Origin of the sequence: Sphingomonas molluscorum (assembly GCF_039522995.1) — a bacterium.
GTDB classification, from domain to species: Bacteria; Pseudomonadota; Alphaproteobacteria; order Sphingomonadales; family Sphingomonadaceae; genus Sphingomonas; species Sphingomonas molluscorum.
On record NZ_BAAAEL010000006.1, the window covers coordinates 190,969 to 216,160 of the forward strand.

The window sequence follows — 25,192 nt, forward strand, 5'->3', positions numbered from 1 at the left end:
CGTCTAGGGCGCGGCAGCCGTGGGGGCGGACCAGCCGAGGCCGAGCGACTTCTGGAGCGCGACATAGTCGGTGGTGAGGCCGGCGGTGGCGACGGACAGCTGCTGCTCGGCGGCGACCCGCTGGCGCTCCACGTCGAGCGTGTCGATCAGCGTAGCGGTGCCTGCGCGGAAACGCTGCTGCATCAGCGTCGAGGCACGGTCTGCCGATGCCTTTGCCCGCACCAGGCTGACGAGCGTCTGCCGCCGCGCACCGAAGCGGGCAAGCGCGTCTTCCGCATCGCGAAGCGCGCCGAGCACCGCCCGGCGGTAGCTTGCCTCCGCCTCGTCGCGCTCGCCCTCAGCCTGTTCGACGCGTGCGCGTCCCCGGCCGAAATCCAGCAGGTTCCACTGGAGCATCGGGCTCGCGAGGGTGAGCAGATTGTCCGGATCGACGACGTCGGCGATGGAGGTGCCGCCTAGGCCGAGCATGCCCTGGAGGTTCAGGCTCGGGAAGCGTGCTGCCTCCGCGACTCCCACCCGCGCGGTGCGCGATGCAAGCTGGCGCTCCGCAGCGCGAATGTCGGGGCGGCGTTGGAGCAGCGACGTCGGGTCGCCCACCGCAACCTGTGCCGGCACCAGCGGGATGGGGGCAGGAGCCTTCAAGGCATCGTCCAGCGCGCCCGGAGCCTCGCCGACCAGAACGGCAAGCGCGTTCAAATAGCTCGCCATTTCCGCGTTGAGCGGCACGAGCTCGGCATCGGTGTTCTCGACCTGAAGGCGGAGGCGCTCGACGTCGAGCGCCGAAACGGTGCCGCGGGCGTAGCGCTCTTCGGTCAGGCCGAGGATCCGGCGCAGCATCTCGGAGGACCGCTGGGACAGCGCAACGCGCGCCTGGCGGTCCCGCAGCGCGACATAGGCCTGCGCCACCTCGGCGGTAAGCTGAACCTGAGCATCCGCCAGATTTGCTTCGGCACCCTCCGCGGCCGCGCGCGCCGCTTCTACCGTGCGGCGCCGGCGGCCGAACAGATCGATTTCCCAGCTCGCGTCGAATCCCAGATTGAAGAAGTCGACGCCGATGCTGTCCCCATCGGCGATGCCTTCGCCCGCGCCCGTGTCGGGGGTTTCGCTGTCGCCGGAGCCGTCGGTCAGCGAACCCAGGTCAATGCCGGGGAGCTCGGCATGCAGGTAGCTGCCGCTGGCGTTGGCGCTCGGCAGGCGGTTCGCGCGCTCGAGGCGCAGTGCACCACGAGCCTGACGGACGCGGGCCTGGGCGACGGCGATGGACGGATTGGCCGCAAGCGCGCGCTGCTCGAGCGCATCGAGCTGCGGATCACGGAGTGCCGTCCACCAGTTCGCGACGCCGGGCACGGCCGCGGCCTGCACCGCATCCGTCGCCCGGACGAACCCCGCGCCGGGAACACGCGACGGCGTGGCGGGCGGGCCTGCATAATCAGGCCCCATGGTGCAGGCGGCGAGCGACAGGGGAAGGGCGAGAAGGGGCAGGGTGCGCATGAGCGAGCCTCTAGTGACCAGCGGCAAGGGAAACGCCCTTGGGAAGCGGGCGGAGGAACAGGACCAGCGGCATGACGAACAGAATGCCGACCGCGAGGAGCCAGAACAGGTCGTTGTACGTCATGACCAGAGCGTCGCGCTGGATCGTCTGGGCGACCGTGCGCAGGGCGGCGTCGGGGCTGCCCAGCGCCTGGCCGAGGCCGGCGAGGTAGCTTTGCACGTCGACCGAGTTGGCGTTGAACGTCTCCTCGATGCGGCGCATGTGAAGCCAGTTCCGCTGATCCTGGAGGGTCGCGATGGCAGCAAGCGCCAGCGAGCCGCCGATGTTGCGCGCGGCGTTGAAGATGCCCGCGGCGTCGCCGGCATATTGCGGGCTCACTGACGACACGGCTGCCTGGTTCAGGAACAGGAAGCCGAGGATGGTACCCACGCCCCGCAGCAGCTGCGAGTCGACGAACGCGCTTCCGGTGGACTCCGCGGTAAGCGCGGTGTCGATCCAGCAGCTGGCTGCCAGGATCGCCAGACCGGCGGCTACCGCGATGCGGATGTCGATGTGCCGGATCATGAAGGGCGTGAACGGCATCAGGATCATGCTTGGGATACCCGACAGCAGCACGATCTTTCCTGACTGGAGGGCATTATAGTCGGCGATCGCCGCCAGGAACTGGGGGATCACGTAGGAAGTCCCGTAGATCACCATCCCGATGACGACGCCCATCAGGGCTACGCTGCCGAACTGGCGGTCCAGCAGGAGGCGCAACCGGATCACCGGTCGCTTGGCCAGGAACTGGCCCGCGAACAGGAGGACGAAGCCGAGGATCGAGACGGCCGTCAGCTGGAGGATCTCGCTGGACTGGAACCACTGCTCCCGCTGCCCTTCCTCCAGCACGACGGTGAGACCGCCAAGGCCCAGGGCCAGGCCGATGATGCCGAGCCAGTCGGCGCGGAGGAGGTCGGCGAGGTGCGCCTTCTGATGCGGAAGGCCGATCAGCAGCAGCGTTACGAGCAAGACGCCCACCGGCAGGTTCAGAAAGAAGGCGTAGTGCCAGCTGATGCTTTCCGTCAGCCAGCCACCGATCAGCGGCCCGAGCACCGGACCCAGGATGGCGGTGACACCGAACATCGCGGTGCCGATCGGCTGCTGGTGGGGCGGAAGCCGCGTGGCGATGATGGTCATCGCCGTAGGAATGAGCGCACCGCCGGTGATGCCTTGGCCGGCTCGACCGATGATCATCATGGTCAGGTTGGTGGAGATGCCGCACAGCATCGAGAATGCGGTGAACAGCACCGCCGCGAGGAGCAGCAGCGTCCGCAGCCCCAGCACCCGCTCCAGCCAGGCGGACAGCGGGATGATGATGATCTCCGCCACCAGATAGGAGGTCGCGATCCAGGTTCCCTCGGTCCCGCTGGCGCCGATCTCCCCTTGAATGGTCGGAAGCGCCGAGTTGACGATGGAGATGTCCAGGGTCGCCATAAGCGCGCCAAGGCTGCCGGCGAACACCGCCAGCCACGCAGCGGCGTCCGCCTTCGCCGGGGCGCCTCCGGCAGCGGCGGCAGGCTTAGTCATGGCCCCGCTGCTCGTTGTAGCGTTCCTGCTCCTGCTTGATCCGGTCCCGCGCGTCACGCGCAGAGCGGGTGTCGACGGTGGGGCTCACCGACATGCCAGGAACCAGCAGCTTTAGGGTCTCGGGACCGGCATCGATCGCGATGCGCACCGGCACGCGCTGAACGATCTTGGTGAAGTTGCCCGTGGCGTTCTGCGGCGGCAGCACGGAGAACTGCGCTCCGGTACCGGGGGACACGCTCTCAACCCGGCCGTGGATCTCGACGCCCGGGAGCGCATCGACCTCAAGCTTCACGGGCTGGCCGACGCGCATCAGTCCGAGCTGAGTCTCCTTGAAGTTCGCCTCCACATAGAGTTGCGTCGTGGGCACGATCGACATGGTTCGGGTTGCAGGCTGCAGATACTGGCCGACCCGCACGGTCTTGTCGCCGATGCGGCCGTCGATGCTCGCCCGGATCAACGTCGATCCCACGTCGCCCTGCGCGCTCTCGAGCTGCGCACGCGCGGCATTTCCCTGCGACAAGGCCTGGGCGACCTGCGCGTTCAGTGTGCCGACGCGGCGGCGGGCACTGCTCAGGGCCGCCTCGGCGCTGGCGAGCTGCGCATTGGCCTGACGCGCTTCGTTCTCCAACTGCGCCAAACGTTCGCGGCTTTCCGCCCCGCTGGCAGCAAGCGGCCGATATCGCGCGACCTCGGCATTGGCGAAGCCGGCGCGGGTACGAGCGGCGGCAACTTCCGCCTGCGCACGCTCGATCGCGGCGTCCTGCTCGCGGATTTGTGCGCGGACGCCCTCCGCATTGGCTTCGGCCACGTCGATCTGCGCCTGGAACTGCTGGGCTCGCGCCCGATAATCGCCGGGATCGATCTGGAGCAGCGGCTGGCCAGCACGGACCTGCTGGTTATCGGCGACGAACACCCGCTCCACATAGCCTGCGACCTTGGGCGAAACGATCACGGCATCGGCCTGAATATAGGCGTCATCCGTGCTCTGCATGAAGCGACCGACACTGCGATACTGGATGAACCACAGCAGCCCGCCCACCAGCACGATCCCGAGGATAATGATCAGGATGATGCGGATCATGCGCTTCTTGCGGGGAGATGGAGGACTGCTCTCGTTCTGCTCGTCCTCACGGCCCGCGTCCTGCGGCGCATCGGTCGGCTGCTCGTGTCGGTCGGCCATATACCTGCCCTGGCTATCCTAAACTGACGCGGGGACCTGCTCGCTGTTGCAGCGCAAAGCAAGCCTCTTTATGGAGGGCCCTCACAAAGTGCCGGACACCGACAGCCTCGTCAGCGACTTTGGTCGCTTGTTCCTCCGCTTGCGGCGGATCGCCGACGCGCACCTGGCAGAGCAGGGCGTCTCCCTCGCGCGGATGAAGCTGCTGATGTACCTCCGGTGCGAACACAACAGCGCCCGTGCCGCCGACATCGCCAGCGTCTTCGGGCACTCGCCACGTACCGTCAGCGAGGCGATCGCCGCGCTGGAACGGGACGGACTGGTTCGACGCACCCCGGATTCGGCCGATGGTCGCGTGAAGCGCGTTTCCCTGACGGCGGCTGGAGAGGCGGCTATCGCGGCGGCAGAACCGCTGCGATCGCGCCTCGATCAGGCGATCTTCGGGGCCTTGGACGCGGAGGAGAGATCCCAATTCCGGCGCGCGCTGGCAAAGCTCGACCGGGTAGCGGATGCACTGGAGGCGCAGGGCGGCTTGGACGAGCGACCCGGACCCGCAAAGGCAGCGCCGAAGGCTTAGGCCGCGGCGTTCAGCTGCCGCAGGAGCTGGAACGGGTTGAACGGCTTGGTCAGGTACAGGCTGCGCTCGGGCAGTTCCGAAGCGCTGGGGCGTAATGCTCCTGAGGCGATTACCAGTGACACCGGCGGGTATCGCTCGCGAACATGGTGGGCAAGACGCAGGCCGTCCATCGACCCCGGCATCTGAATGTCAGTGAGCACGATCGAAATGGAGGGATCTTCGTCAAGAACCGCGATCGCCTCATCGGCGTCGCCAGCCTCAAGGACGCGGTAACCGGAGGCTTCGAACAGATCGGCCAGTTCGAGCCGGAAAAGCACTTCATCCTCTACGATGAGGATCGTTCGTGGATTGATCGGCGCGCGCTGCCCCATCAGTCCGCCCGATCCGTCGCAATCGCATCGGCAAGCGGCGCGTCGAGCGTGAGAGCAACGCCCTCGGGCGCAAAGTCCAGCGTCACATGAGCTCGGAAATAGGCCTTCAGCGATCGCTCGATCATTACAGAACCAAAACCTCTTCGGGGAGGAGGCGTGACATCCGGCCCTCCCGTTTCACGCCAGGTCAGCAGCAAACGCGGATGGTCGGGGATCGGTCCGTCCGCAATCCACCATTTTAGCGCCACTTCGCCGGTTTCGTTCGAAAGTGCCCCATATTTGATCGCATTGGTGGTGAGTTCGTGGATCGCGAGCGCGAGTGCCAAGGCAGCCCGTGGATTGACCGCGACACTCGGACCATCGACCTTGATCCGACGGCTGAGAGCGCCATGCGGCCTCAGCACCGTCGCGACGAGGGCGTGGAGCTCCGCGGTCTGCCAGGAGGTCGCGGTCAGGATATCCGTCGCACGTCCCAGGGCCACCAGGCGGGCACTCACTGCTTCTCCCGCGTCCTCGAGCGTCTCGGCCTGCCGGATCGACTGGGCGGCGATCGCCTGGACCATGGTCAGGACGTTCTTGAGCCGGTGGCTCAACTCGTTGTTGAGCAGACGCTGCTGGAACCGCGCCCGCTCGATTTCACTGAAGTCCCGCATCACGGCACCATAGCCGATCAGACTGCCGTCCTGTTCCTGGACGCGAAAGCCGAGGTAGTGGACCGGGATGCGTTCACCGGTGCGGAAATGACGCAGGTTCATTTCTCCGCTCCAGCTGCCCGCGTCCCGGATCGCTGGAAGAACCTCTTCCACCAGTCGCTCGACGTCCGCCGGCCAGATGTAGTCGAGCATCCGGGTCTCGCCCACCGTTTCGGGCGAGAGGCCGACCATGTCGCAACCGGCTGGGTTCAGGAATTCCACCCGCTGGTCGAGCGACGCCACGCCGATGAAGTCCGCGCTGTTCTCCACCACGCGAGCCAGCCGATTGCGCTCGCGCTCGCTCGCACGCTTCGCCGTGATGTCGCGCACGACCAGCAGCACCTGGCCGCTCGAGTTTCCGTCCTGCAGGATCGGGCGGACCGAAACATCCCACCAGCGCAGCGAACCGTCCCCGATCCGTGCCGGGGCAGCGAAGTTCGTCTCATGACCTTCGGAGGCTGCGGCGATCGCGCCGGAAGCACGATTGCCGTCCACCTCCTGCCAAAGCATCCGCCATGGTGTCCCGCGGAGATCCGCTTCTTCGCTCAACCCCAGGGCTCGGCGGCCGTTCTCCGTGACGAAGAGGACGTTCGCCTCGCGGTCGAGCACCACGATGCAGTCGCCCGAGCTGGAAAGAACGCCGGAAAGAAAGGCTTCGCGCGCGGCGAGTTCGTCGCGTGCGGACTGCGCCTCCTGCATCAGATGATCAACTCGCGCGAAGGACGCGCGCAGCTCGGACGCAAGAAGTACGATGCCGACCCCCACCACCAGGAAAGCGCCGGAGGCGATCCATTGAAGAGGATTAAGGCCCAGGAAGCCGCTCGGCCCCGCGATCGACCATCCTGCCAGGACCGCCGAAAGGAGGGTTGCGTACAAGCCGACGTTGCGGCCGAAGGCCAGCGCCAGCAGCAGGATCGCCGGCATGAACAAGAGCCACGGCAGCAGCACGGTGACGAAAAGCACCCGCACCAACGTCACCAGCACGATCGCCGCGGTAGCAATCGCGAACTGCACCACCGGCGGCAGCGGGCGTCGGATCGAGAAGAAGAGAAACTGCTCGAAGAAGCGGGTCAGCTTGGAAGGCGGCATAGGCGGCAGCATGGTTCCGCGTGGAGGACCATCCTGCCACCGTGTTGCTCCCCTAGCGCAGCGGGACGCCGGATGCGAGCCCTCGGGATCGTTTCTTACCCGTTCCTAGTTATTTAGCTCCTTGGACCCGGCCGGAGCGCGGGTGATCTTCAACGCTTCAGGAAGATGTAGCGCGCGAGTTGGAACGGCGAGGCTGATGCCCGCCTTCTCGAGCCGCTCCATGATCGTGAGCAAGAGATCCTGCTTGATGTGGATTGCCTCCACGGCATCGAGCACGGTGATGTAGGAGAAGATCTCCACGTTGACCGCACTCTCGCCGAACGCCGCCAGATTGGCGCGTGCGCCGTCCTGGTCGATCTGGGCATGCTCCTTCAGCACCCCTTCGATGATCGCAATGCCTTCGCGGAGCTTGGCGGCTGAGATGCCGTACTCGAGCGCGATCACCGGGGCGAAGAGATAGCGGTCGCGCGTCGCGAAGTTCTCGATCTGGAGCGAGGCGAAGTTGCCGTTGGGGATCGTCACCACCGTGCGGTCGTTGGTGCGGATGCGTGTGGAGCGCATGCCGACATCTTCGACCGTACCGAGCACATCGCCGACCTTGCAGAAGTCTCCGACCTGGACGGGCCGGTCGACGATCACGGTGACGCTGCCCACCAAATTCTCGATAGTCTTCTGCGCGCCCAGGGCGAGGGCGATACCGCCGATCCCGAGCGCGGCGATGCCGGTGGTCACGTCGATGCCGAGCGTATCCAGAATGGCGACGATCGCGAGCGCGAGGAGCAGCACCTTTGCCGAGCGGCGCAGAAGGGTGATGACGGAAACCGCCTGCCGCCGCTGCGACCGCTGCATCCGCGCGATGATCAACCGGCTGATGGCGTCGACGAAGCGCAGGGCGAACCACGCAAGTGCTACCCAGGCAATGATGCCGGCGTATCGCAGCAGCGTCTGTCGGGCGACGATCGAGACGGGGAGCGAGTCCGCGTAGACGTAGAAGCCCACGACCGCGAGAAAGAGGCTGAGCGGCGGAAGGGCCGCGTGCGAGAAGCGGAACGTGGGGCTCTGCTCGCGATCCCGAACCACACGGCCGATGCCGAGCAGGATGAGACTGGCAAGAAGACGAAGGCCGACGAAACTGATGGCGGCAAGCCCCAGCAGCAGCCCCCAGTCGACGAGCGGCGCGCCGGCGACGCTCGTGTCGGTGATGCTCTCCGTCTGAGCGGGCGCCGCGGGCTCCGGAGCGTGGGCGCGCAGCACCTTGATGGTCTGGGTGGAGATCCGCCAGAGTTGCTGACCTTCCCCCACATCTCCGCGGACAAGGAGGATAGGCTCCTCTTTCTCCCCGAACTTGAGCGTGCCGACCTGCTCTTGTTCAGGAGCCAGCGTATCGTCGATACGGCCCGTGGCTTCGTTCGAGAGCACGGCGAAGGGGAGCAGCGACCCACCGCTGTCGAGCGCTGACTGGAGGCGCCGCGCCAGATCAGAGGCAGCAGCGGCCGCACGCGGCGTCTTGGGAGGCGCCAATTCGAAGTAGTTGGCTGCGCGGGCGTAGTCCTGCTCGCCGAGCGCCTTCACCAGCCCGGTCACTGCCGATCGCGGCGTCTCGCGCCCATAGGTGTCGGCGAGCACTGCGGGCGTCGTGGTGTTGCCGGCGGTCTCCTGCGCCTGGGCGGGCGCACACACCACCATCGTCAACAGCAGGGCGGCCAGGAGCCTCTTGATCACCAGCATTCACAAACCTTCTTCGTCAACTCGCCGGAAGTTCTAGGCGCCCTCGGCCTGATTGCCACGAAGCCGCGCGGACAAACGCGTTCAAAGGAGCCATTCAATCGGCAGCTTGGCGGCAGCGGCAAGGGCAAGGCGCGGGATCAGCCGCATGCCAGGCTCCTGATGATGCACGCGCCGCTCGCCTCCGTTCTCCTCGATCCAGATGAGTTCGCCGTCCGGTCCGATCCGCACCTCGTAGGCGAGGTGTGCCACCTGATCGGCGAACACGTCCGCCACTTGTGCGGCGAGGACGGGGCTTTCGATGATGAAACCGAGTTCCGTGTTCAGCGCGACGGAGCGAGGATCGAGGTTGAACGAACCGATGAACAGGCGCTCGCGATCGACGGTGAACGTCTTTGCGTGCAGCGTCGACGCGCCCGAGCGGAGCGCTGCGGTTGAGCCGGTCCCGGAGCCCCTGAAATTACTGGCGACACCCAGCCGGACGCCGCGGCGGCGTTCCCGCCGACGCGGCGCCGCGCGGGCTTCCCGCCGCATCTCGAACAAGCGAACGCCCGCCTGCAGCAGCCGTTTGCGGTACGGGGCATAGCCAGCATGAACGATGCCCACGTCGGTCGCCTCATAAGCGTTGGTAAGCACCGATACGGCCACGCCTTCCCCCGCAAGCTTGCCGAAGGTGCGACACCCGCGGCGGCCGGGTACGAAATAGCTGGAGATGAGGCCGAGCTCGCTCTTTGCGGTCTCTAGCGCGGCGCTCAGCTTCTCGCTCAGGAGAGCCCGCTCGTGCACGCTGCCGAGAGCCTTGGCGGGATCGTCGCTGAGCATCCGAACCTCCGCCCACTCAAGCGCAAGGCGACCCTCCACCAGCTGGTGCACAAGCGGCAGGTCGCGCAACGCCTGGACATAGCGCTTCGCCGAAGGATCACGCTCGACGATCGACGCGCGCTTGCGCAGGCGTCGTCGCTGATCCCTCCGCACGCCGGGGAGAATGCGGGCCGCGGGGTAGGAGGAGCCGCAGCACCAGTAGCGATCGAAGTCGTCGGAAACCTCGGCGACGATCGGACCGATCGCCAGTGCGTCCAGATCGGCGAACAAGCCGCCATCGGCCGCGCCGAAATACTCGTCGCCGATGTTGCGCCCGCCGACGATGGTGACGCTGTTATCGGCGGTGAAGCTCTTGTTGTGCATCCGCCGGTTGAGCCGGGGGAACTCGGTTATGTAGCCAATCGGCTTCGGCCAGCGGATTCGGAACGGGTTGAACAGCCGGACCTCGATGTTGGGATGTGCGTCCAGGGCCGCCAGCACTGCGTCGAGCCCCGAAATGCCGTTGTCGTCGAGAAGCAGTCGCACCCGCACCCCGCGCTCTGCCGCGGCATGGACCGCTTCCAGCAGCAGCGTTCCCGAACGATCACCGTGCCAGATGTAGTATTGCAGATCGAGGCTGCGCTCGGCCGCCCGGGCGAGGGCGACACGCGCGGCAAAGGCTTCCCGCGCATCGGCGAGCAGTTTGATCCCGGAGGCACCCGGATGGCTCGCGCTCTCTTTCGCCGCACCGCGGGCCAGCGCCGTGTCGGCAACATCGGCGATGATCCGCGAGCTCGAGTTTTTCGGATTGGGCGGGAGGCGGTTGATCCACCAAAGCAGGCCCAGACCTATGGCGCCTGCTCCGATCGATCTCGCCCAACTGGCCTTCACTGCACCGGCGCTCCCGTTTCGTACACCGGCCGGTGCCGGGCTGATGGTCGCTTAACGGTTACGGACGCGAGACGATCCGTCAGAGAGCTTCGCAGGCCTCGGCGATGGCGGCGTAGATGCGGTCGAGGTCGGCGTCTTCGATGCAGTAGGGCGGCATCACGTAGACCGTGTTGCCAAGCGGTCTGAGCAGCAGGTCCCTGTCCCGGAAATGGGCGAGCAGGCGTGGAGCGAGCGCCGACAAGTAGCCGTCCTCTCCCGCGATCTCGAGCGCCGTGATGGTGCCGCTTCGCCGGCAACCCCGAACATTGCGGAGGCCCGACAGCGCGTCGAGCCGAGCCTGTTGACGCTTCCCGAGCGACACGATGCGCTCGGCTACCGGTTCTTCCGCCCAGATCGCCAGATTGGCACGGGCCGCCGCGCAGGCGATCGGATTGGCGGTATAGCTGGAAGAGTGGAAGAACATCTTCCCGCGATCCGGACCATAGTGCGCCTGGAAGATCGGCTCGGTGGCCATGGTGACGGCAAGGGGAATGGCGCCCCCGGTCAGCCCTTTCGACAGGCAGAGGATATCGGGCACCACACCGGCCTGCTCGCACGCCAGCAACGTTCCGGTCCTTCCCCAGCCGGTCATCACCTCGTCCGCCACGAACAGCACGCCGTGTCGCGCACAGATGGCGCGCATCTCCCGGAGCGTGGAAGGGGCGTAGAAGTGCATGCCGCCAGCGCCCAGCACCAACGGCTCGACGATGAACGCCGCTGCCCCGGCGGCACAGGCCTGCTCCAAGATGTCGAGACTTGCCTGCTCGCCACCCGGCACGGGAAAGGGGATGGTGCCCACGTCGAACAGCAGCGGCTCGTAGGCGCTGTTGAACACGCCACGGGCGCCCACCGACATCGCGCCGATAGTATCGCCGTGGTAGCCATGTTCGAGGACGAGGATCCGATGCCGGGCCGGGTCGTGTTCTCGCCAATAGCCGAGCGCCATCTTGAGCGCCACCTCGACGCTGGTGGAGCCCGAGTCCGAGAAGAATACCCGGGTCAGTTCGCGCGGCATGATGTCGCGCAGGCCCTGGGCGACTGCCTCCGCCGGTTCGTGCGTCCATCCGGCGAAGATGATCTGGTCGAGTTTCTCCGCCTGGTCCCGGATCGCGGCGATGATCCGCGGATGGGCATGGCCGTGCGTCGTGACCCACCAGGAGGAGATTGCATCCACGATGCGGCGGCCATCGGCGGTATGAAGCGCCGCCCCCTCTGCACGGGTCACCAGCGGGATGGGCTCGCCGAGCCCATGCTGGGTGAAGGGGTGCCACACGGCCGAGGTCGTCACCGGAAGATCTCCAGATCGAAGTTGCTGTGGAAGGCGGCCGCCAGCGTCTCCGCATTCAGCGGATCCAGCCCGGGAAGGCGGCCGAGGCGACGAACCTGACCGATCTCGGCCACAGTGGCCTCGCTGTCCCCGACCGGCTCCCCGATGAAGGCGACGCCCAGGATCGGTACGCCGCGCGCCCGCAGGGCTTCGATCGACAAGAGGCTGTGATTGATGGTGCCGAGGCCCGTGCGGGCGACCAGCACGACCGGCTGGTTCCAGCGGGCGAAGACATCGGCGAACAGCATGGTTCGCGTGACGGGGACAAGCACGCCGCCCGCACCTTCGACGACGAGCGCATCGTCGCCCGCCGGCAGTGCGAGCCTGTCCACCTCGATCGACACTCCGTCGATTTCCGCGGCGAGATGGGGGGAGCAGGGGGTGGCCAGCCGGTAGGCCTCGGGAAGGATGTGCGTCCTGGGCACGCCCAGCGTTTCGACTCGGGCGGCATCGGTGCCGTCCAGCAGCCCCGACTGGACGGGTTTCCAATAGCGTGCGCCAAGCGCCGCAGCGAGGCCGGCGGCGAATACGGTCTTGCCGATGTCGGTGTCGGTACCCGTGACGATGATGGTCTTGCTCATGGCACGACCTCCTGCAGCAGCGCGGCCAGCCGGTCCACATCCTCGGTCGTGACATTGAGGGTGAGGGACAGGCGGAGGCGCGAAGTGCCGCGCGGCACCGTAGGCGGGCGGATGCCGCGCACGTCGAAACCATCGGCTTGCAACGCTTCGGCTGCCCGCATGGTCGCGGCATCGTCCCCGATCACCAGAGGGAGGATCTGCGAGCCGGTCGGCTGGACGCCTGCGGGTGCAAGTGCACGTTCCGCGTGGCAAACCAGGTCGTGCAGCCGTTCGCGTCGGTTCGGCTCATCGGCGAGGATATGCAGACTCTCCCGAACGGCACGCGCCATCAGCGGGGAGGGGGCGGTGGAGAAAATGAACCCGCGGCCGCGATTGATCAGAAAGTCGCGTACGATCCTCGGCCCGCAGACGAGCGCGCCTTCGCACCCTATCGCCTTCCCGCAGGTGCGCAGGGTCACGACGTTGCCGCGACCTTCCAGGTCTTCGGCGAGACCCCGCCCGGCAGTGCCGAAGACGCCGGTCGCATGCGCCTCGTCGATCAGCAGGATCGCATCCTGCGCGTCAGCCAGCTTCGCGAGCGCCGCCAGCGGCGCCCGGTCGCCGTCCATGCTGTAGAGGCTCTCCACCGCGATCCAGGGCGTCCCGGTCCCGCCGCCCTTGCGCCACTGGCGGATGGCCGCCTCGAAGGCATCGACCTGGTTGTGTTCGGCCGCGACGCAGGTGGCGCGGCCGAGCCGCATCCCTTCATGCGCGCTCGCGTGTACCAGCGCATCATAGACCACCAGGTCGCCGCGTTGAGGGAGCGTCGCGAAGAGCGCCGCGTTGGCGGCAAAGCCGCTCGCAAAGTAGAGGGAAGCCTCGCTGCCGAAGAAGGCGGCCGCCTCGGCCTCCAGCGCTTCGTGCTCGTCGGAGTTGCCGCGAAGGAGCCGCGACCCACCCGAACCGACCGCTACGCCCTCGGCGAGCGCGGCCGCGACAGCATTCCGCAGGCGAGGCGCGGAAGCGAGCGCGAGATAATCGTTGGAGGCGAAGTCGGTGCCCTGACGGGGCAGGAGCCGGCGGATACGATGCTGGTCCGCCAGCTGCGCCAGATCGGCGCGATGTGCTGCAAAGCTCGGCATGGCGGGGGTGTAGCGGCATCGTCCCGCGATGCCACCCCCGCCATGCCGTTGCGCTTAGTGGTTGTCGCGCGGCAGGCCCATGGTCTGCGCGATGCGCTGGTACTTCTCGGCCCCCTCCAGGATCGCGCCGGTGTTCATCTGGCCGACCACCGAACGCTGGATTTCCTGCCACGGCGTCTGCGAAGCCGGGTACTGGTACCCGCCCTCCGCCTCGAGCTTGCGACGACGCTCCGCGAGTTCCTCGTCCGAGATCAGCACGTCGGCCGTCCCCTTGTTGAGGTCGATGCGGACGCGATCACCGGTCTGGATGAGGGCCAGGCCGCCCATCGCCGCCGCCTCGGGCGAGGCGTTCAGGATCGAGGGGCTGCCGCTGGTGCCGGACTGACGACCGTCGCCGATGCAGGGGAGGGCATGGATGCCCTCGCGGATCAGATACGCCGGCGGACGCATGTTCACGACCTCGGCCGCACCAGGATAGCCGATCGGGCCGGCGCCGCGCATGAACATCAGCGTCTCCGCCGTGATGTTCACGGACGGATCGTCGATGCGGTGGTGATAGTCCTCCGGCCCGTCGAACACGACTGCCGGGCCTTCGAAGGCGTTCGGATCGTTCGGGTTCGAGAGATAGCGCTCGCGGAACTCCTCGCTGATGACGCTGGTCTTCATGATCGCCGCGTCGAACAGGTTGCCCGAAAGGACGATGAAGCCGGCTTCTTCCTTCAGCGGCTGGTTGAACGGACGAATGACCTTTTCGTCCTCGATCTCGACGCCACGGCAGTTCTCACCGATCGTCTTGCCGTTCACGGTCATGACGTCCTCATGGATCAGGCCCTGGTCCATCAGCTGCGAGACCACTGCCGGGACGCCGCCTGCGCGATAATAATCCTCGCCCAGATATTCGCCCGCCGGCTGCAGGTTCACGAGCAGCGGCACCTTGTGGCCGTGCTCCTGCCAATCGCGGATGTCGAGCTCCACGCCCATGTGGCGGGCGAGTGCGGCGAGATGGATCGGCGCGTTGGTCGAGCCGCCGATCGCCGAGTTGACGACGATCGCGTTCAGGAACGCCTCGCGCGTCATCACGTCGGACGGCTTCAGATCCTCGGCCACCATCTCGACGATGCGCTTGCCCGTTTCGTACGCCACTTCCTGGCGATCACGGTACGGCGCCGGGATCGCGGCCGAGCCCGGAAGCTGCATGCCGAGTGCCTCGGCGAGCGAGTTCATCGTCGTCGCGGTGCCCATGGTGTTGCAGTAGCCCGTCGACGGTGCCGACGACGCGACCAGCTTGATGAAGCCCGCGTTGTCGATCTCGCCGGCCGCGAGCATCTGGCGCGCCTTCCACACGATGGTGCCCGAGCCGGTGCGCTCGCCCTTGTGCCAGCCGTTGAGCATCGGGCCGACCGACAGCGCGATCGCGGGGATGTTCACGGTCGCCGCCGCCATCAGGCAGGCAGGCGTCGTCTTGTCGCAGCCGATCGTCAGCACGACGGCGTCGAGCGGATAGCCGTACAGCACCTCGACCAGCGCCATGTACGCAAGGTTGCGGTCGAGACCGGCAGTCGGGCGCTTGCCGGTTTCCTGGATCGGGTGAACCGGGAATTCGAGGGCGATGCCGCCGGCTTCGCGAATGCCTTCGCGCAGGCGCTCCGCCAGCACCAGGTGGTGGCGGTTGCAGGGGGAAAGGTCGCTGCCGGTCTGGGCGATGCCGATGATCGGCTTGCCCGACTGGAGCTCGGCCTGGCTGAGGCCGAAGTTCATGTACCGCTCGATGTAGAGCGCCGTCATGTCGATATTCTCGGGATTATCGAACCAGGCGCGCGAGCGAAGCTTGTTGGTCGGGGTGGCGGTCATGGGAGGTGTCCGGTCAGCGAGTCGTGGAAAGGCGATAGATCATGACATGCCGGTACGGCTTGCCTGGATCCACTCGGGCGGAAACAAAGTCGGGGTGGTTGGGCGCGTCCGGAAACTTCTGCGGCTCCAGGGCGATCCCATCCCCCATGCGATACAGGTGACCCTTCTTGCCCAAATAGGTGCCGTCAAGGAAGTTGCCCGTGTAGAATTGGACCCCAGGCTCGGTGGTCAGCACTTCGAGCACGCGACCCGACTGCGGGTCTTCCAAGCGCGCGGCGAGTTCGGGCTTGGCAGTCAGCCCCTTGTCGAGGGCGAAGTTGTGGTCGTAGCCCTGGCCGTAGCGGATCTGCTGGTCATGGCCGTCCCGGATTCCGTCGGCCACCACGCGCGGGCTGCGGAAGTCGAACACCGTACCCGCGACCGGCCGACGCTCGCCGGTGGGGATCAGCTTGGCATCGACGGGCGTATAGGTCGCCGCAGGAACGGTCAGGCGGTGCCCGGTCGCACCCATCGCCGAGCCTTCCCCGGCCAGGTTGAAGATGGCGTGGTTGGTCATGTTGACGATGGTCGGCTTGCTGGTCTTGCCCTCGAAGGCGATCGTCAGCGAACCCTTGTCATCCAGCGAATAGGTGACGGTCACGTCGAACTGCCCGGGGTAGCCGGAATCGCCGTCCGGGCTGCGATGCGCCAGCACGACGCTCGCCACCGGCCCGTTCTTCACGGAAACGACGCGCCAGACCTGCTTGTCGAAGCCCTTGCCGCCGCCGTGCAGCGAGTTGGTCTTGTCGTTGAGCGGCAGCTGGAACTTCTTGCCGTCCAGTGTGAACGTGCCGCCGGCGATGCGGTTGGCGTAACGGCCCACGGTGACGCCGAAATAGTTCGGATGATCGACATAGTCGGCGAGGTCGTCGTAGCCGAGCACCACGTCCGCCTTGTTGCCGTCGCGGTCGGGGGCGATCAGCGACTGCAGCGTCGCACCATAGGTCAGCACGCGCGCGGAAACGCCGTTGGCGCCCACGAGCGTGATCGCTTCAACCGCAGTGCCGTCCTTCAGCGTTCCGGCCGCGGAACGCTGCACCTCCGCCGCGGATGCCGTCCCCGCCGTCAGCGCTGTCGTGGCCGCCGCCACCAGCGCCAGAACAACTCCATCGCTGCCCACCTTCCGCATCGTCCTATCCTTGTGTATCGACGCCGTTGACGCGCCTTTCGGGGCTATATAGTCGGACAAAATTCACCAGGGCAAGCCGCGCAGCAGATGCTGGCGAACAGCGCGACCGCTTCGGCTTCCACACAGGAGACAGGATGCATGGCGTTGCCGCCAACTTCTTCCGTCGCTTCGACAGGTGCGCACCATGCGCCCGGTGGAAGCTACAAGCCCGCGTTGACGCTGCTTGCCAGCCTCTTCTTCATGTGGGGCTTCATCACCGTCATCAACAACACCCTCCTGCCGCATCTCAGGAGCGTGTTCGAACTTGATTACACGCAGACCACGCTGATCGAGTCGGTCTGGTTCATCGCGTATTTCGTGGCCTCCATCCCTTCGGCGAAGCTGATCGAGCGGATCGGCTATCAGAAGTCGATCGTGACCGGGCTCGTCATCATGGCAGCCGGTGCGCTGCTGATGGTGCCGGCAGCGCGACTGCCGTCCTACGGCGTCGTGCTCACCGCGCTGTTCATCATCGCCAGCGGAATCACGCTGCTCCAGGTAGCGGCGAACCCGTATGTCGCGGTCATCGGCCCGCCGGAAACCGGCTCCTCGCGCCTCAATCTGGTGCAGGCGTTCAACTCGCTCGGCACCACGCTCGCGCCGCTGTTCGCAGGCTATCTGATCCTGGGCCGTTCGAAGGGCGGCACGGCAGAAGCCGGCGTGACGCTCACGGCAGCTGAGCGCTATGCCGATGCGCAGTCGGTGATCCTGCCGTATCTGATCGTCGCGGCAGTGCTGGTGGTGCTTGCCGTGGTCATCGCCCGCTTCCCGCTCCCCGCGATCGGCCAGGCTACCCAGCGCGTCTCGCGCGAGGAGCGGCGCGGCATGTCGCTTTGGAAGCACCGGAACCTCGTCTGGGGTGTGCCGGCGATCTTCATCTACCTGATCGCAGAAATCGGCGTCGCCAACCTGTTCATCAACTTCGTCTCGCAGCCGGACATCGCCGCAATCACGCACGAGCAGGCATCGCGCTACCTGGCGCTGCTGTGGGGCGGCATGATGATCGGCCGCTTCGTCGGCAGCTTCGTCATGCAGAAGGTGCCCGCCGACAAAGTTTTGGCATTCTTCGCGGTCGGCGCGTTCATCGTGATGCTGCTTGCGACCTTCACCAGCGGCCATGCGGCGATGTGGTCGCTGATCGCAGTGGGCCTGTTCCACTCGATCATGTTCCCGACGATCTTCACGCTGGGCATCAAGGGCCTGGGTCCGCTCACCGAGGAAGGCTCGGGCCTGCTCATCATGGCGATCGCCGGCGGTGCGCTGGTGGTGGTGCAGGGCTGGCTGGCCGACACTGTCGGGCTGCAGACCTCGTTCCTGCTGACCGCCGCCTGCGAACTCTACATCCTGTTCTACGCGCTGTGGGGCTCCAAGCCGACGCACGCGCTGCCGGAGCCCGAGGTGATCGGGTAATCTCGCCGGCACGGCACGACGAGGGCGCCTCCGCTACCGCGGGGCGCCCTTTTCGTATCACTCCATGGCGTGGCGCGTATCCTCGAGCGCCAGGTCGACCAATGCGCGCATCGCCGCACCGGCTGCCTCCGCATCGCCAGCCGCAATGCCGTCATAGACGCGGATGTGATCGGGCAGGGGATCGCGGGGCAGGGCGCGGGAGCGTTGCTTGAACTGGGTGGTCCAGTTCACCGCCGCCCCGATGCTGGCGCTCAGCACGACCAGCGCGTCGTTCCGCGTGGCGCGGAGGATCGCGTCGTGAAATTCGCGGTCTGCGGCCAAGCCAGCTTCCGTCGCCAGCGTGTGCCGCCGCATGGCCGCCAACGCGTCCTTCATTGCCTTCAGGTCGGCGCGGTCGCGCCGTTCGGCCGCCAGGCGTGCAGCTGCGGGCTCGACGATCGCCCGCAGTTCGAACAGGCTGCGGATGAACTGGATGTCCGGACTGCCTGCGAAAGCCCAGGCGACGACATCCGGATCGAGGAGGTTCCAGCGGTTGCGCGGCAGAACGCGGGTGCCCGCCTTGGGGCGGCTCTCTACCAGCCCCTTTGCCGTCAGGACCTGCACCGCCTCGCGATAGGCGCTGCGGGAAACGTCCAGCGCCTCCGAGAAGGCGATCTCCCCCGAAAGGGTGTCCCCCGGCGCATATTCGCCCGAGACGATCGCGAGGCCCAGCTTGTGTGCGATCGCGCCGCGCAGCCGGCGCCCGGTGCCGCGCGGCTGTCGCGCCGGCGTCTTTCCGCTCTCCGGCGCATCAGCCTCGCCCTTCGCATTGGTCATCCCTATCTCCCCCGCTAAGGCTGTGGTCGCGTTTTGAATGCCGAACGAACGATTGCCAAGCCGGCACCGCTTTAATATGTCCGAGTAAATAAGGAGCCACCCCATGACCAACGACACCGCAACCCTGAACCGGGCGAGTGACGCCGGCTTTCGCTCGATCTCGGCCGACACGGGCGAACCCTTTGGAGAGCTTTTTGCCGTTCATGGTCCGGCCGACGTGGACGCGGCCTGCGCCGCGGCAGAAGCGGCGTTCGACGCGTATCGCTCGACAGACCGTGAGACGCGCGCCGCGTTTCTGGAAAAGATCGGCGAAGAGATCCTGACGATCGGCGACGAACTGATCGAGACCGCGATGCGCGAGAGCGGCCTGCCGCGTGCGCGCCTGGAGGGTGAGCGCGGCCGCACCGTCGGCCAGCTCAAGATGTTCGCCGGCGTCGTCCGCAAGGGTGGCTGGCTCGGCCTGCGCATCGATCCGGCGCTTCCGGATCGTCAGCCGCTGCCGCGCCCGGACCTGCGCCTGCGCATGATCCCGCTCGGCCCGGTCGCGGTGTTCGGTGCCTCGAACTTCCCGCTCGCGTTCTCGACCGCTGGTGGCGACACCGCCTCAGCGCTTGCCGCCGGTTGTCCGGTCGTTGTGAAGGGCCACCCGGCACATCCGGCGACGGGCGCGTTGGTCGCAGAGGCAATCCGCCGCGCGGTCGCCGCCTCCGGCCTGCCGGAAGGCGTGTTCTCGCACCTCGTCGGCCCCGGCAACGAGCTCGGGTCACAGCTGGTGCAGGACCCGCGCATCACCGCAGTGGGCTTCACCGGCTCGCGTGGCGGTGGCCTGGCGCTGATGAAGCTGGCGCAGGCGCGTGAAGTGCCGATCCCGGTCTATGCCGAGATGTCGAGCATCAACCCCGTTCTGCTGATGCCGGAAGCGCTGAAGGCGCGCGGCGCGGCGCTGGGCACCGCCTTTGTCGGCTCGCTGACGATGGGCGCTGGTCAGTTCTGCACGAACCCGGGCCTGGTGCTGGCGATCGAAGGCGAAGGGCTCGATGCATTCGTTGAAGCGGCGAAGACCGCGCTCGTTGAGGCAGGCGCCAGCACCATGCTGACGCCCGGCATCCACAAGGCCTACTCCGAGGGCGTCGAGAACCTTGCATCGCATGCGCAGGTCGAGACGGTCGCGCGGGGCAAGGTTGGCGAGGGCGTGACCCAGGGTCAGGCCGCGTTCTTCTCGACCACGGCGGAGGCATTCCTGGCCGACAAGGCGCTGGGGCATGAGGTGTTCGGCGCCTCGTCGATCTTGGTGCGCTGCCGCAACGAAGAAGAGCTCCGCCAGGTCCTGGTTGCTTCCGAGGGTCAGCTGACCGCTACGCTGCACATGGATGCCGGCGACGCGGCGCTTGCCGCGCGCATGGTGCCGGTGCTTGAGCGCAAGGCAGGCCGCATCCTCGCCAACGGTTGGCCGACGGGCGTCGAAGTGACGCATGCGATGGTCCATGGAGGGCCGTTCCCGTCGACCTCCGACGGTCGCACCACTTCGGTCGGCAGCCTTGCGATCGACCGCTTCCTGCGGCCGGTGTCGTACCAGAACCTGCTGCCGGAGCTGCTGCCGGCAGATCTGCGCGACGGAGCGCAGGCGGGCCTGCCGCGTCTGATCGACGGCCAGCTCCACAACGATTGATCAATCCCGGCGACCGCAAGCGCGGCGTTCAACTGGGGAGGAATTAGGATGACGTTGCGTTTGTTGCAGCATCGGGCGCCGGACGGCACGCGATCGGTGATCGCGGCCCAGGGTGACCGGGCGGCATTCGTGCCGGGGGTCGATAGTGTGCGGGCGCTCGCCGCCCGCGCCATCGCCGATGGCACCAGCCTGGCGGATGCGGTCGCCGCATGCGGGGAGGGGGCTACCGTCGACCTCGCCGCGGAGTTTGAGACCGGTCACCTGATCGCGCCGATCGACCATGAGGATCCGGCGCACGTCGTGATGACGGGCACCGGCCTCACGCACCTCGGCTCGGCCGAAGGGCGCGACAAGATGCACCGCGAGGCGGCCGCCGTCGAAAAGCAAACGGACTCCATGCGGATGTTCCTGGAAGGCGTCGAGGGCGGCAAGCCCGCAGCAGGCCAAGTCGGCCAGCAGCCGGAGTGGTTCTACAAGGGCGACGGATCGCAGCTGGTCGCCCCGGGCGCCCCGCTGTCCATGCCTGCCTTCGCTCAGGACGGCGGCGAAGAGCCAGAGCTTGCCGGCATTTACCTGATCGGCCCGGACGGTACGCCGTTCCGCCTGGGTCTCTGCCTCGCCAACGAGTTCAGCGACCACGTGACCGAGCGCCATAACTACCTGTGGCTCGCGCACTCGAAGCTGCGCCAGGCGTCGCTTGGGCCGGAGATCGTCGTCGGCACGCCGCCGTCGGACGTGCGCGGCAGCAGCCGCATTCTCCGCAACGGCGAGGTCCTTTGGGAAAAGCCGTTCCTGTCGGGTGAGGACAACATGTCCCACAGCCTGGCGAACCTGGAGGCGCATCACTTCAAATATGCGCTGTTCCGCCGCCCCGGCGACATCCACATCCACTTCTTCGGGACGGCCACGCTGTCGTTCACCGATGGCGTGAAAACGGAAACCGGCGACGTGTTCGAGATCGAAGCGGCGCCGTTCACGCTGCCGCTGCGCAACCCGCTCGCCCGCGACGCCGAGGCGCCGGTGACCGTTCGCGCACTCTGATCCAGCCTGCCCGGCCGCGCCATCGCGGGGCCGGGCAGCCACTGCCGATTGCCCAAAGGGCTTGCAGTCCGGGCGGTCAGCAGCGACGAGGGATGCAGCCCGCGCGGTATTAGTCGCGCCCTTGCACAGGATCCTTCGATGGTCGTCACGGACATCGCAACCCGCACGTACGACCATAATTTTCGGCTCGACCCGATCGTCCGCAGCCTGCTCGACACGGACTTCTACAAGCTGCTGATGCTGCAGATGATCCGGCACGTGCACCCGGACGTCGACGCGACCTTTTCCGTAATCAATCGCACCCACTCGGTGCGCCTCGCGGAGGTGATCGACGAAGGGGAGCTGCGCGCGCAGCTCGACCATGCTCGCACCATTCGCTTCGCGAAGAAGGAGTTGATCTGGCTGGCGGGCAACAGCTTCTATGGCACGGCACGGATGTTCAGCCCGGATTTCATCCGCTGGCTCGCCGAGTTCCAGCTGCCGCCCTATGTGCTGGAGAAGCACGACGGCCAGTATGCGCTGCATTTCGAAGGCCCTTGGACCCACACCACGATGTGGGAAATCCCGGCGCTGACCATCATCAACGAGCTACGCGCACGCGCGGCCATGCGCGACAGGGGGCGGTTTGCACTCGACGTGCTCTATGCGCGCGCCAAGGCGAAGCTCTGGCAGAAGGTCGAGCGGCTGCGCGCGCTCCCCGATCTGGTTCTTTCCGATTTCGGGACCCGCCGCCGTCATGGTTTCCTTTGGCAACGCTGGTGCGTCGACGCTCTCAAGGAGGGACTCGGCGACCGTTTCATCGGCACGTCCAACGTGTTGCTGGCGATGGATGCCGACCTTGAGGCGATCGGGACCAATGCGCACGAGCTTCCCATGGTGGAGGCGGCGTTGTCGAATAGCGATGCGGAACTCGCCGGAGCGCCCTATCGCGTGCTGGAGCAATGGCGGCAGCATTACGGGGGCAACCTGCTGGTGGCATTGCCGGACGCGTTCGGAACGACGGCGTTTCTGGCGAACGCACCCGCCTGGGTAGCGGACTGGACAGGCTTCCGCCCCGATAGCGCACCCCCGATCGCGGCCGGGGAGCAGATCATCGTCTGGTGGCAACGCCAAGGCGTCGATCCGCGCAGCAAGTTGCTGATCTTCTCGGACGGCATGGACGTGGACACCATCGAGCAGGTCTACGGCCACTTCCACGGCCGCGTGCGGATGAGCTTTGGCTGGGGCACCAACCTTACCAACGATTTCCGGGATTGCGATCCCGATGGCGCCCACGGGCTCGAGCCGATCTCGCTGGTGTGCAAGGTCACGCGAGTAAACGGGCGCCCCGCGGTGAAGCTGTCCGACAATCCCGAGAAGGCGACCGGCGAACCGGACGAAATCGCGCGCTACCTCCGAGTGTTCGGCGGGGCGGACCGCGTCGCGAGCGCGGTGGAGGTCTAGGCTGGGGCGCTGAGCCGTTCGCGTGCCGGACCCTCGGTGGAGGGAGCCGGCACGCGTGGCATGCTATTGCGCTTGCGCTGTATTCGAAGGCGCGATCTGGCCCGAAGGTCCTTCCTTGCTCATCTGCTTCGCGTGGTGGATGTTGTACCCCACGAAGATGATCGCCCAGATCGCCGCGATGATCAGCAGGATGATCGCGAGGCGCCGGAGGGGCGGTCCTTTTCGAGGATCGGGCGGCACGGGCATGATGAAGTCCTTCGGATCGGTAGGCGCAGGGGCGAGTCTTAGTGGCTGGCGTCCTCGCCGGCAGCGCGAAGGTCGACAAAGGTGCGCATCACCTTCGGGATACCGCCGATCACGAACGAAGCCATCGACTGCTCTTCAGCCAGCGACTGCTCGAGCAGCGCGGTGACGCTGCCAAACCCGCCGTCTTCGGCCAGGGTGATAAGACCGGTGTAGCTTGCGATTTCGAAGTTCTCGAACGCGAAGTTCGCAAAGCTGTTCTTGATGATCTCGTCGCCAGCCACCGTATGGCTGAGCGCTGCCAGATTGCCGGAGATGCTGAGTCCCAGGTCCTTCAGGTTGGAATGGCTTTCTCCGAGATCGGCAAGGATCTGCTCGACGCGGGAGATCTGCTGCTCGGTCTCGGCCCGGTGGCTGCGCAGCCGGGCTTCGATCTCGGGATAATGCGCGAGACGATCGAGCTGGCGGTCGATCAGCGCCAGAGCCTGATGCTCGACTGCGTGCACGTCGCGCAGGCCGGTGATGAACAGCGGACGGATGATCTCATTGACAGTTGCCATGGGCGTCTCCTCTCGGTTGCGCCTTCAAAGCGCGCGGGAGGAAGGAGAGGTTCCCTGGACCTGGGGCGAGTATGGTGCCGGAAAGCATTGGAACCCGCCACCGACGCCGACGATCGCGTCAGGCGCTGGCGAGAAGCGGAAGTGGCCGGGCGAACTCGATCCGGTTCCGACCCAAGGCCTTGGCCGAATAGAGCGCGCGGTCCGCGGCGGAGAGCAGGCTGGGCAGGTCCACGCCGTCGGCGCCCAGTTCCGCCAGTCCGACGCTCACCGTGGCACGGATGTTGCCGCTCTCGCCATGGACGGTGCCGGCAAAGCGTCGCGCTACCGCTTCGCCGATCTCGCTTGCCCGACTGCCATTCTGTCCCGGCAGCAGCGCCGCAAATTCCTCGCCGCCCAACCGCACCAGCAGGGTCGTGCTCCCGATCGTTTCCTGCGCGATCGCGGCGAAGGATTTGAGGACCTCGTCCCCGGCAGCGTGACCGTATCGATCATTGATCGACTTGAAGTGGTCCAGGTCGAACGCGAGCAGCGAGGCGCACGTGCTGTCGGTGAGCATGACAGCCCCGTCCTCAAAGAAGCGCTGTCGGTTGCCGAGCCCCGTGAGAAAGTCGGTGCGCGAGATCGCAAGGAGCTTGCCCTGCGCCTCTTCGCGGACGAGCGCCAGCAGCGCCATGGGCATCGCGACCGAGTAGAGCACGCCCTCGTATAGAGTCGCTTCCGCCAGCGACGGCAGGATGTCGTCGCCATAGATGCCCGCCAGCACCGGGAGGACGAGCGCTCGGAACGCGTAGAAGAGACCATGTCCTCCTGCGATCGCGACGGGAATGGGGAGCGATCGGAGTGACCGCAGCGTGTGGCTGCGCGCGAGCCGCCATGCGGTCAGCCCGCAGACCAGGGCAATCGGCAGCGCGGAGCAATAGTTCCAGAAGATCGATCGGGCGCCGGAACCGACGCCTGCCCATGCGACGGCGACGAACAGCAGAAGCGCCACCGATCGGCGCGCGTAGCGATGCCCCTCCAGTCGCCCAACGCCGTTCAGGATCAGCAGATATCCGGACAGGATGACGAGGTTGCTGAGGGCCCAGCCTGTAGCACCCGGGAGGTGGGTTCGCCCGATCGCGAGCCCGCACCCGACCGCCAGAACCGCGTACCCCGCAGCCCAGGTGCCGAGTTCGGCAGACCGCTCCACCCGAGCCTGTCGCTCCCAAAGGGTCATCCCCGCACCGACGAGCAGCGTGCCGATCGCCAGACCGTAAAGGGTGAGAAGGTCCAATTGCATCTCGATACAGCCCCCTAAAGGCTGCAATAGCGCAATCGAGATGAAATTTCCACGCCCGTGGAACCGGATGGCAGTTGCGGCGTTTCGCGCGCCCTCCGGATTGTTGCCGCCGTACATCGTGGCGGAGAGGGTGGGATTCGAACCCACGGTGAGCGTGAACCCACGGCGGTTTTCAAGACCGCTGCCTTAAACCACTCGGCCACCTCTCCGCACACAGCGCGCTT

The 25,192-nt window shown here is 66.6% G+C and carries 21 protein-coding genes and 1 tRNA gene; 5 read left to right on the forward strand and 17 right to left on the reverse strand.

The genetic code is table 11. From position 1 onward, the window contains the following. Window positions 1-3 precede the first annotated feature (3 nt). Genes ABDZ92_RS08600 through ABDZ92_RS08610 form a run of 3 tightly spaced genes read right to left on the reverse strand, consistent with a single transcriptional unit; the run spans window position 4 to window position 4,238 of the window. A complete protein-coding gene (locus ABDZ92_RS08600; protein ID WP_125959678.1) occupies window positions 4-1,491 on the reverse strand; it encodes an efflux transporter outer membrane subunit in 1,488 nt (495 codons plus the stop codon). A 10-nt stretch (window positions 1,492-1,501) separates the two neighbouring features. After that, window positions 1,502-3,058: an MDR family MFS transporter gene (locus tag ABDZ92_RS08605; protein WP_125959677.1), complete on the reverse strand. Its 1,557-nt coding sequence runs from the start codon at window positions 3,056-3,058 to the stop codon at window positions 1,502-1,504. Then, window positions 3,051-4,238, reverse strand: coding sequence for an HlyD family secretion protein (locus ABDZ92_RS08610; protein ID WP_125959676.1), 1,188 nt, complete (start codon window positions 4,236-4,238; stop codon window positions 3,051-3,053). The genes ABDZ92_RS08605 and ABDZ92_RS08610 overlap by 8 nt, the downstream gene beginning before the upstream one ends. Before the next feature lie 88 nt (window positions 4,239-4,326). Between ABDZ92_RS08610 and ABDZ92_RS08615 the strand changes: the two genes are divergently transcribed. Next, the gene (locus ABDZ92_RS08615) at window positions 4,327-4,812 is read left to right on the forward strand and encodes a MarR family winged helix-turn-helix transcriptional regulator (protein WP_164521193.1); all 486 of its coding nucleotides are present in this window, start codon (window positions 4,327-4,329) and stop codon (window positions 4,810-4,812) included. On the opposite strand, the gene ABDZ92_RS08620 is transcribed toward ABDZ92_RS08615, so the two are convergent. From ABDZ92_RS08620 to ABDZ92_RS08660, 9 genes are all read right to left on the reverse strand, one after another. Beyond that, window positions 4,809-5,183 (reverse strand): response regulator, encoded by a 375-nt coding sequence (locus ABDZ92_RS08620; protein WP_132883773.1) that lies wholly within the window; start codon window positions 5,181-5,183, stop codon window positions 4,809-4,811. The genes ABDZ92_RS08615 and ABDZ92_RS08620 overlap by 4 nt on opposite strands. Beyond that, window positions 5,183-6,964: a PAS domain S-box protein gene (locus ABDZ92_RS08625; protein WP_164521192.1), complete on the reverse strand. Its 1,782-nt coding sequence runs from the start codon at window positions 6,962-6,964 to the stop codon at window positions 5,183-5,185. Before ABDZ92_RS08625 ends, ABDZ92_RS08620 begins: the two co-directional genes overlap by 1 nt. A 105-nt stretch (window positions 6,965-7,069) precedes the next feature. Beyond that, the gene (locus ABDZ92_RS08630; RefSeq protein ID WP_241211755.1) at window positions 7,070-8,686 is read right to left on the reverse strand and encodes a mechanosensitive ion channel family protein; all 1,617 of its coding nucleotides are present in this window, start codon (window positions 8,684-8,686) and stop codon (window positions 7,070-7,072) included. 87 nt (window positions 8,687-8,773) lie between these two features. Next, window positions 8,774-10,381 (reverse strand): phospholipase D family protein, encoded by a 1,608-nt coding sequence (locus ABDZ92_RS08635; RefSeq protein ID WP_206432141.1) that lies wholly within the window; start codon window positions 10,379-10,381, stop codon window positions 8,774-8,776. Between the two features lie 79 nt (window positions 10,382-10,460). Next, window positions 10,461-11,708 (reverse strand): adenosylmethionine--8-amino-7-oxononanoate transaminase, encoded by a 1,248-nt coding sequence (locus ABDZ92_RS08640; protein ID WP_125959672.1) that lies wholly within the window; start codon window positions 11,706-11,708, stop codon window positions 10,461-10,463. Further along, window positions 11,705-12,328: a dethiobiotin synthase gene (bioD, locus tag ABDZ92_RS08645; protein ID WP_125959671.1), complete on the reverse strand. Its 624-nt coding sequence runs from the start codon at window positions 12,326-12,328 to the stop codon at window positions 11,705-11,707. Before bioD ends, ABDZ92_RS08640 begins: the two co-directional genes overlap by 4 nt. Beyond that, on the reverse strand, window positions 12,325-13,449 hold the full coding sequence (locus ABDZ92_RS08650; RefSeq protein WP_125959670.1) for an 8-amino-7-oxononanoate synthase: 1,125 nt from the start codon (window positions 13,447-13,449) through the stop codon (window positions 12,325-12,327). Before ABDZ92_RS08650 ends, bioD begins: the two co-directional genes overlap by 4 nt. Before the next feature lie 54 nt (window positions 13,450-13,503). Continuing rightward, window positions 13,504-15,300 carry an IlvD/Edd family dehydratase gene (locus tag ABDZ92_RS08655; protein ID WP_125959669.1) on the reverse strand — a complete coding sequence of 599 codons (1,797 nt, stop codon included), beginning with the start codon at window positions 15,298-15,300 and terminating at the stop codon, window positions 13,504-13,506. Window positions 15,301-15,313: 13 nt separating this feature from the next. Further along, a complete protein-coding gene (locus ABDZ92_RS08660; RefSeq protein WP_125959668.1) occupies window positions 15,314-16,468 on the reverse strand; it encodes an aldose epimerase family protein in 1,155 nt (384 codons plus the stop codon). Window positions 16,469-16,606: 138 nt separating this feature from the next. Between ABDZ92_RS08660 and ABDZ92_RS08665 the strand changes: the two genes are divergently transcribed. Then, the gene (locus ABDZ92_RS08665) at window positions 16,607-17,917 is read left to right on the forward strand and encodes a sugar MFS transporter (protein ID WP_125959667.1); all 1,311 of its coding nucleotides are present in this window, start codon (window positions 16,607-16,609) and stop codon (window positions 17,915-17,917) included. Window positions 17,918-17,974: 57 nt separating this feature from the next. On the opposite strand, the gene ABDZ92_RS08670 is transcribed toward ABDZ92_RS08665, so the two are convergent. Then, window positions 17,975-18,733, reverse strand: coding sequence for a FadR/GntR family transcriptional regulator (locus tag ABDZ92_RS08670; RefSeq protein ID WP_125959666.1), 759 nt, complete (start codon window positions 18,731-18,733; stop codon window positions 17,975-17,977). Between the two features lie 103 nt (window positions 18,734-18,836). On the opposite strand from ABDZ92_RS08670, the gene ABDZ92_RS08675 reads away from it, so the two are divergent. The 3 genes from ABDZ92_RS08675 (at window position 18,837) to pncB (ending at window position 22,886) form a co-directional block, all read left to right on the forward strand. Next, the gene (locus tag ABDZ92_RS08675; protein WP_125959665.1) at window positions 18,837-20,402 is read left to right on the forward strand and encodes an aldehyde dehydrogenase (NADP(+)); all 1,566 of its coding nucleotides are present in this window, start codon (window positions 18,837-18,839) and stop codon (window positions 20,400-20,402) included. Window positions 20,403-20,450: 48 nt separating this feature from the next. Beyond that, complete coding sequence (gene araD1 / locus ABDZ92_RS08680; RefSeq protein WP_125959664.1) at window positions 20,451-21,443, forward strand: AraD1 family protein; 993 nt, start codon at window positions 20,451-20,453, stop codon at window positions 21,441-21,443. Window positions 21,444-21,581: 138 nt separating this feature from the next. Then, window positions 21,582-22,886, forward strand: coding sequence for a nicotinate phosphoribosyltransferase (pncB, locus tag ABDZ92_RS08685; RefSeq protein ID WP_125959663.1), 1,305 nt, complete (start codon window positions 21,582-21,584; stop codon window positions 22,884-22,886). Window positions 22,887-22,949: 63 nt separating this feature from the next. Here the strand turns inward: pncB and ABDZ92_RS08690 are convergent, their stop codons facing one another. The 4 genes from ABDZ92_RS08690 to ABDZ92_RS08705 form a co-directional block, all read right to left on the reverse strand. Further along, window positions 22,950-23,132 carry a hypothetical protein gene (locus tag ABDZ92_RS08690; protein WP_125959662.1) on the reverse strand — a complete coding sequence of 61 codons (183 nt, stop codon included), beginning with the start codon at window positions 23,130-23,132 and terminating at the stop codon, window positions 22,950-22,952. A 38-nt stretch (window positions 23,133-23,170) separates the two neighbouring features. After that, the gene (locus ABDZ92_RS08695) at window positions 23,171-23,689 is read right to left on the reverse strand and encodes a ferritin-like domain-containing protein (RefSeq protein WP_125959661.1); all 519 of its coding nucleotides are present in this window, start codon (window positions 23,687-23,689) and stop codon (window positions 23,171-23,173) included. Between the two features lie 118 nt (window positions 23,690-23,807). Beyond that, entirely contained in the window at window positions 23,808-24,968 is a 1,161-nt protein-coding gene (locus tag ABDZ92_RS08700; RefSeq protein ID WP_125959660.1) for a GGDEF domain-containing protein, read from the reverse strand. Between the two features lie 119 nt (window positions 24,969-25,087). Further along, window positions 25,088-25,177 (reverse strand) — tRNA-Ser (locus tag ABDZ92_RS08705). Between the last annotated feature and the right edge of the window lie 15 nt (window positions 25,178-25,192).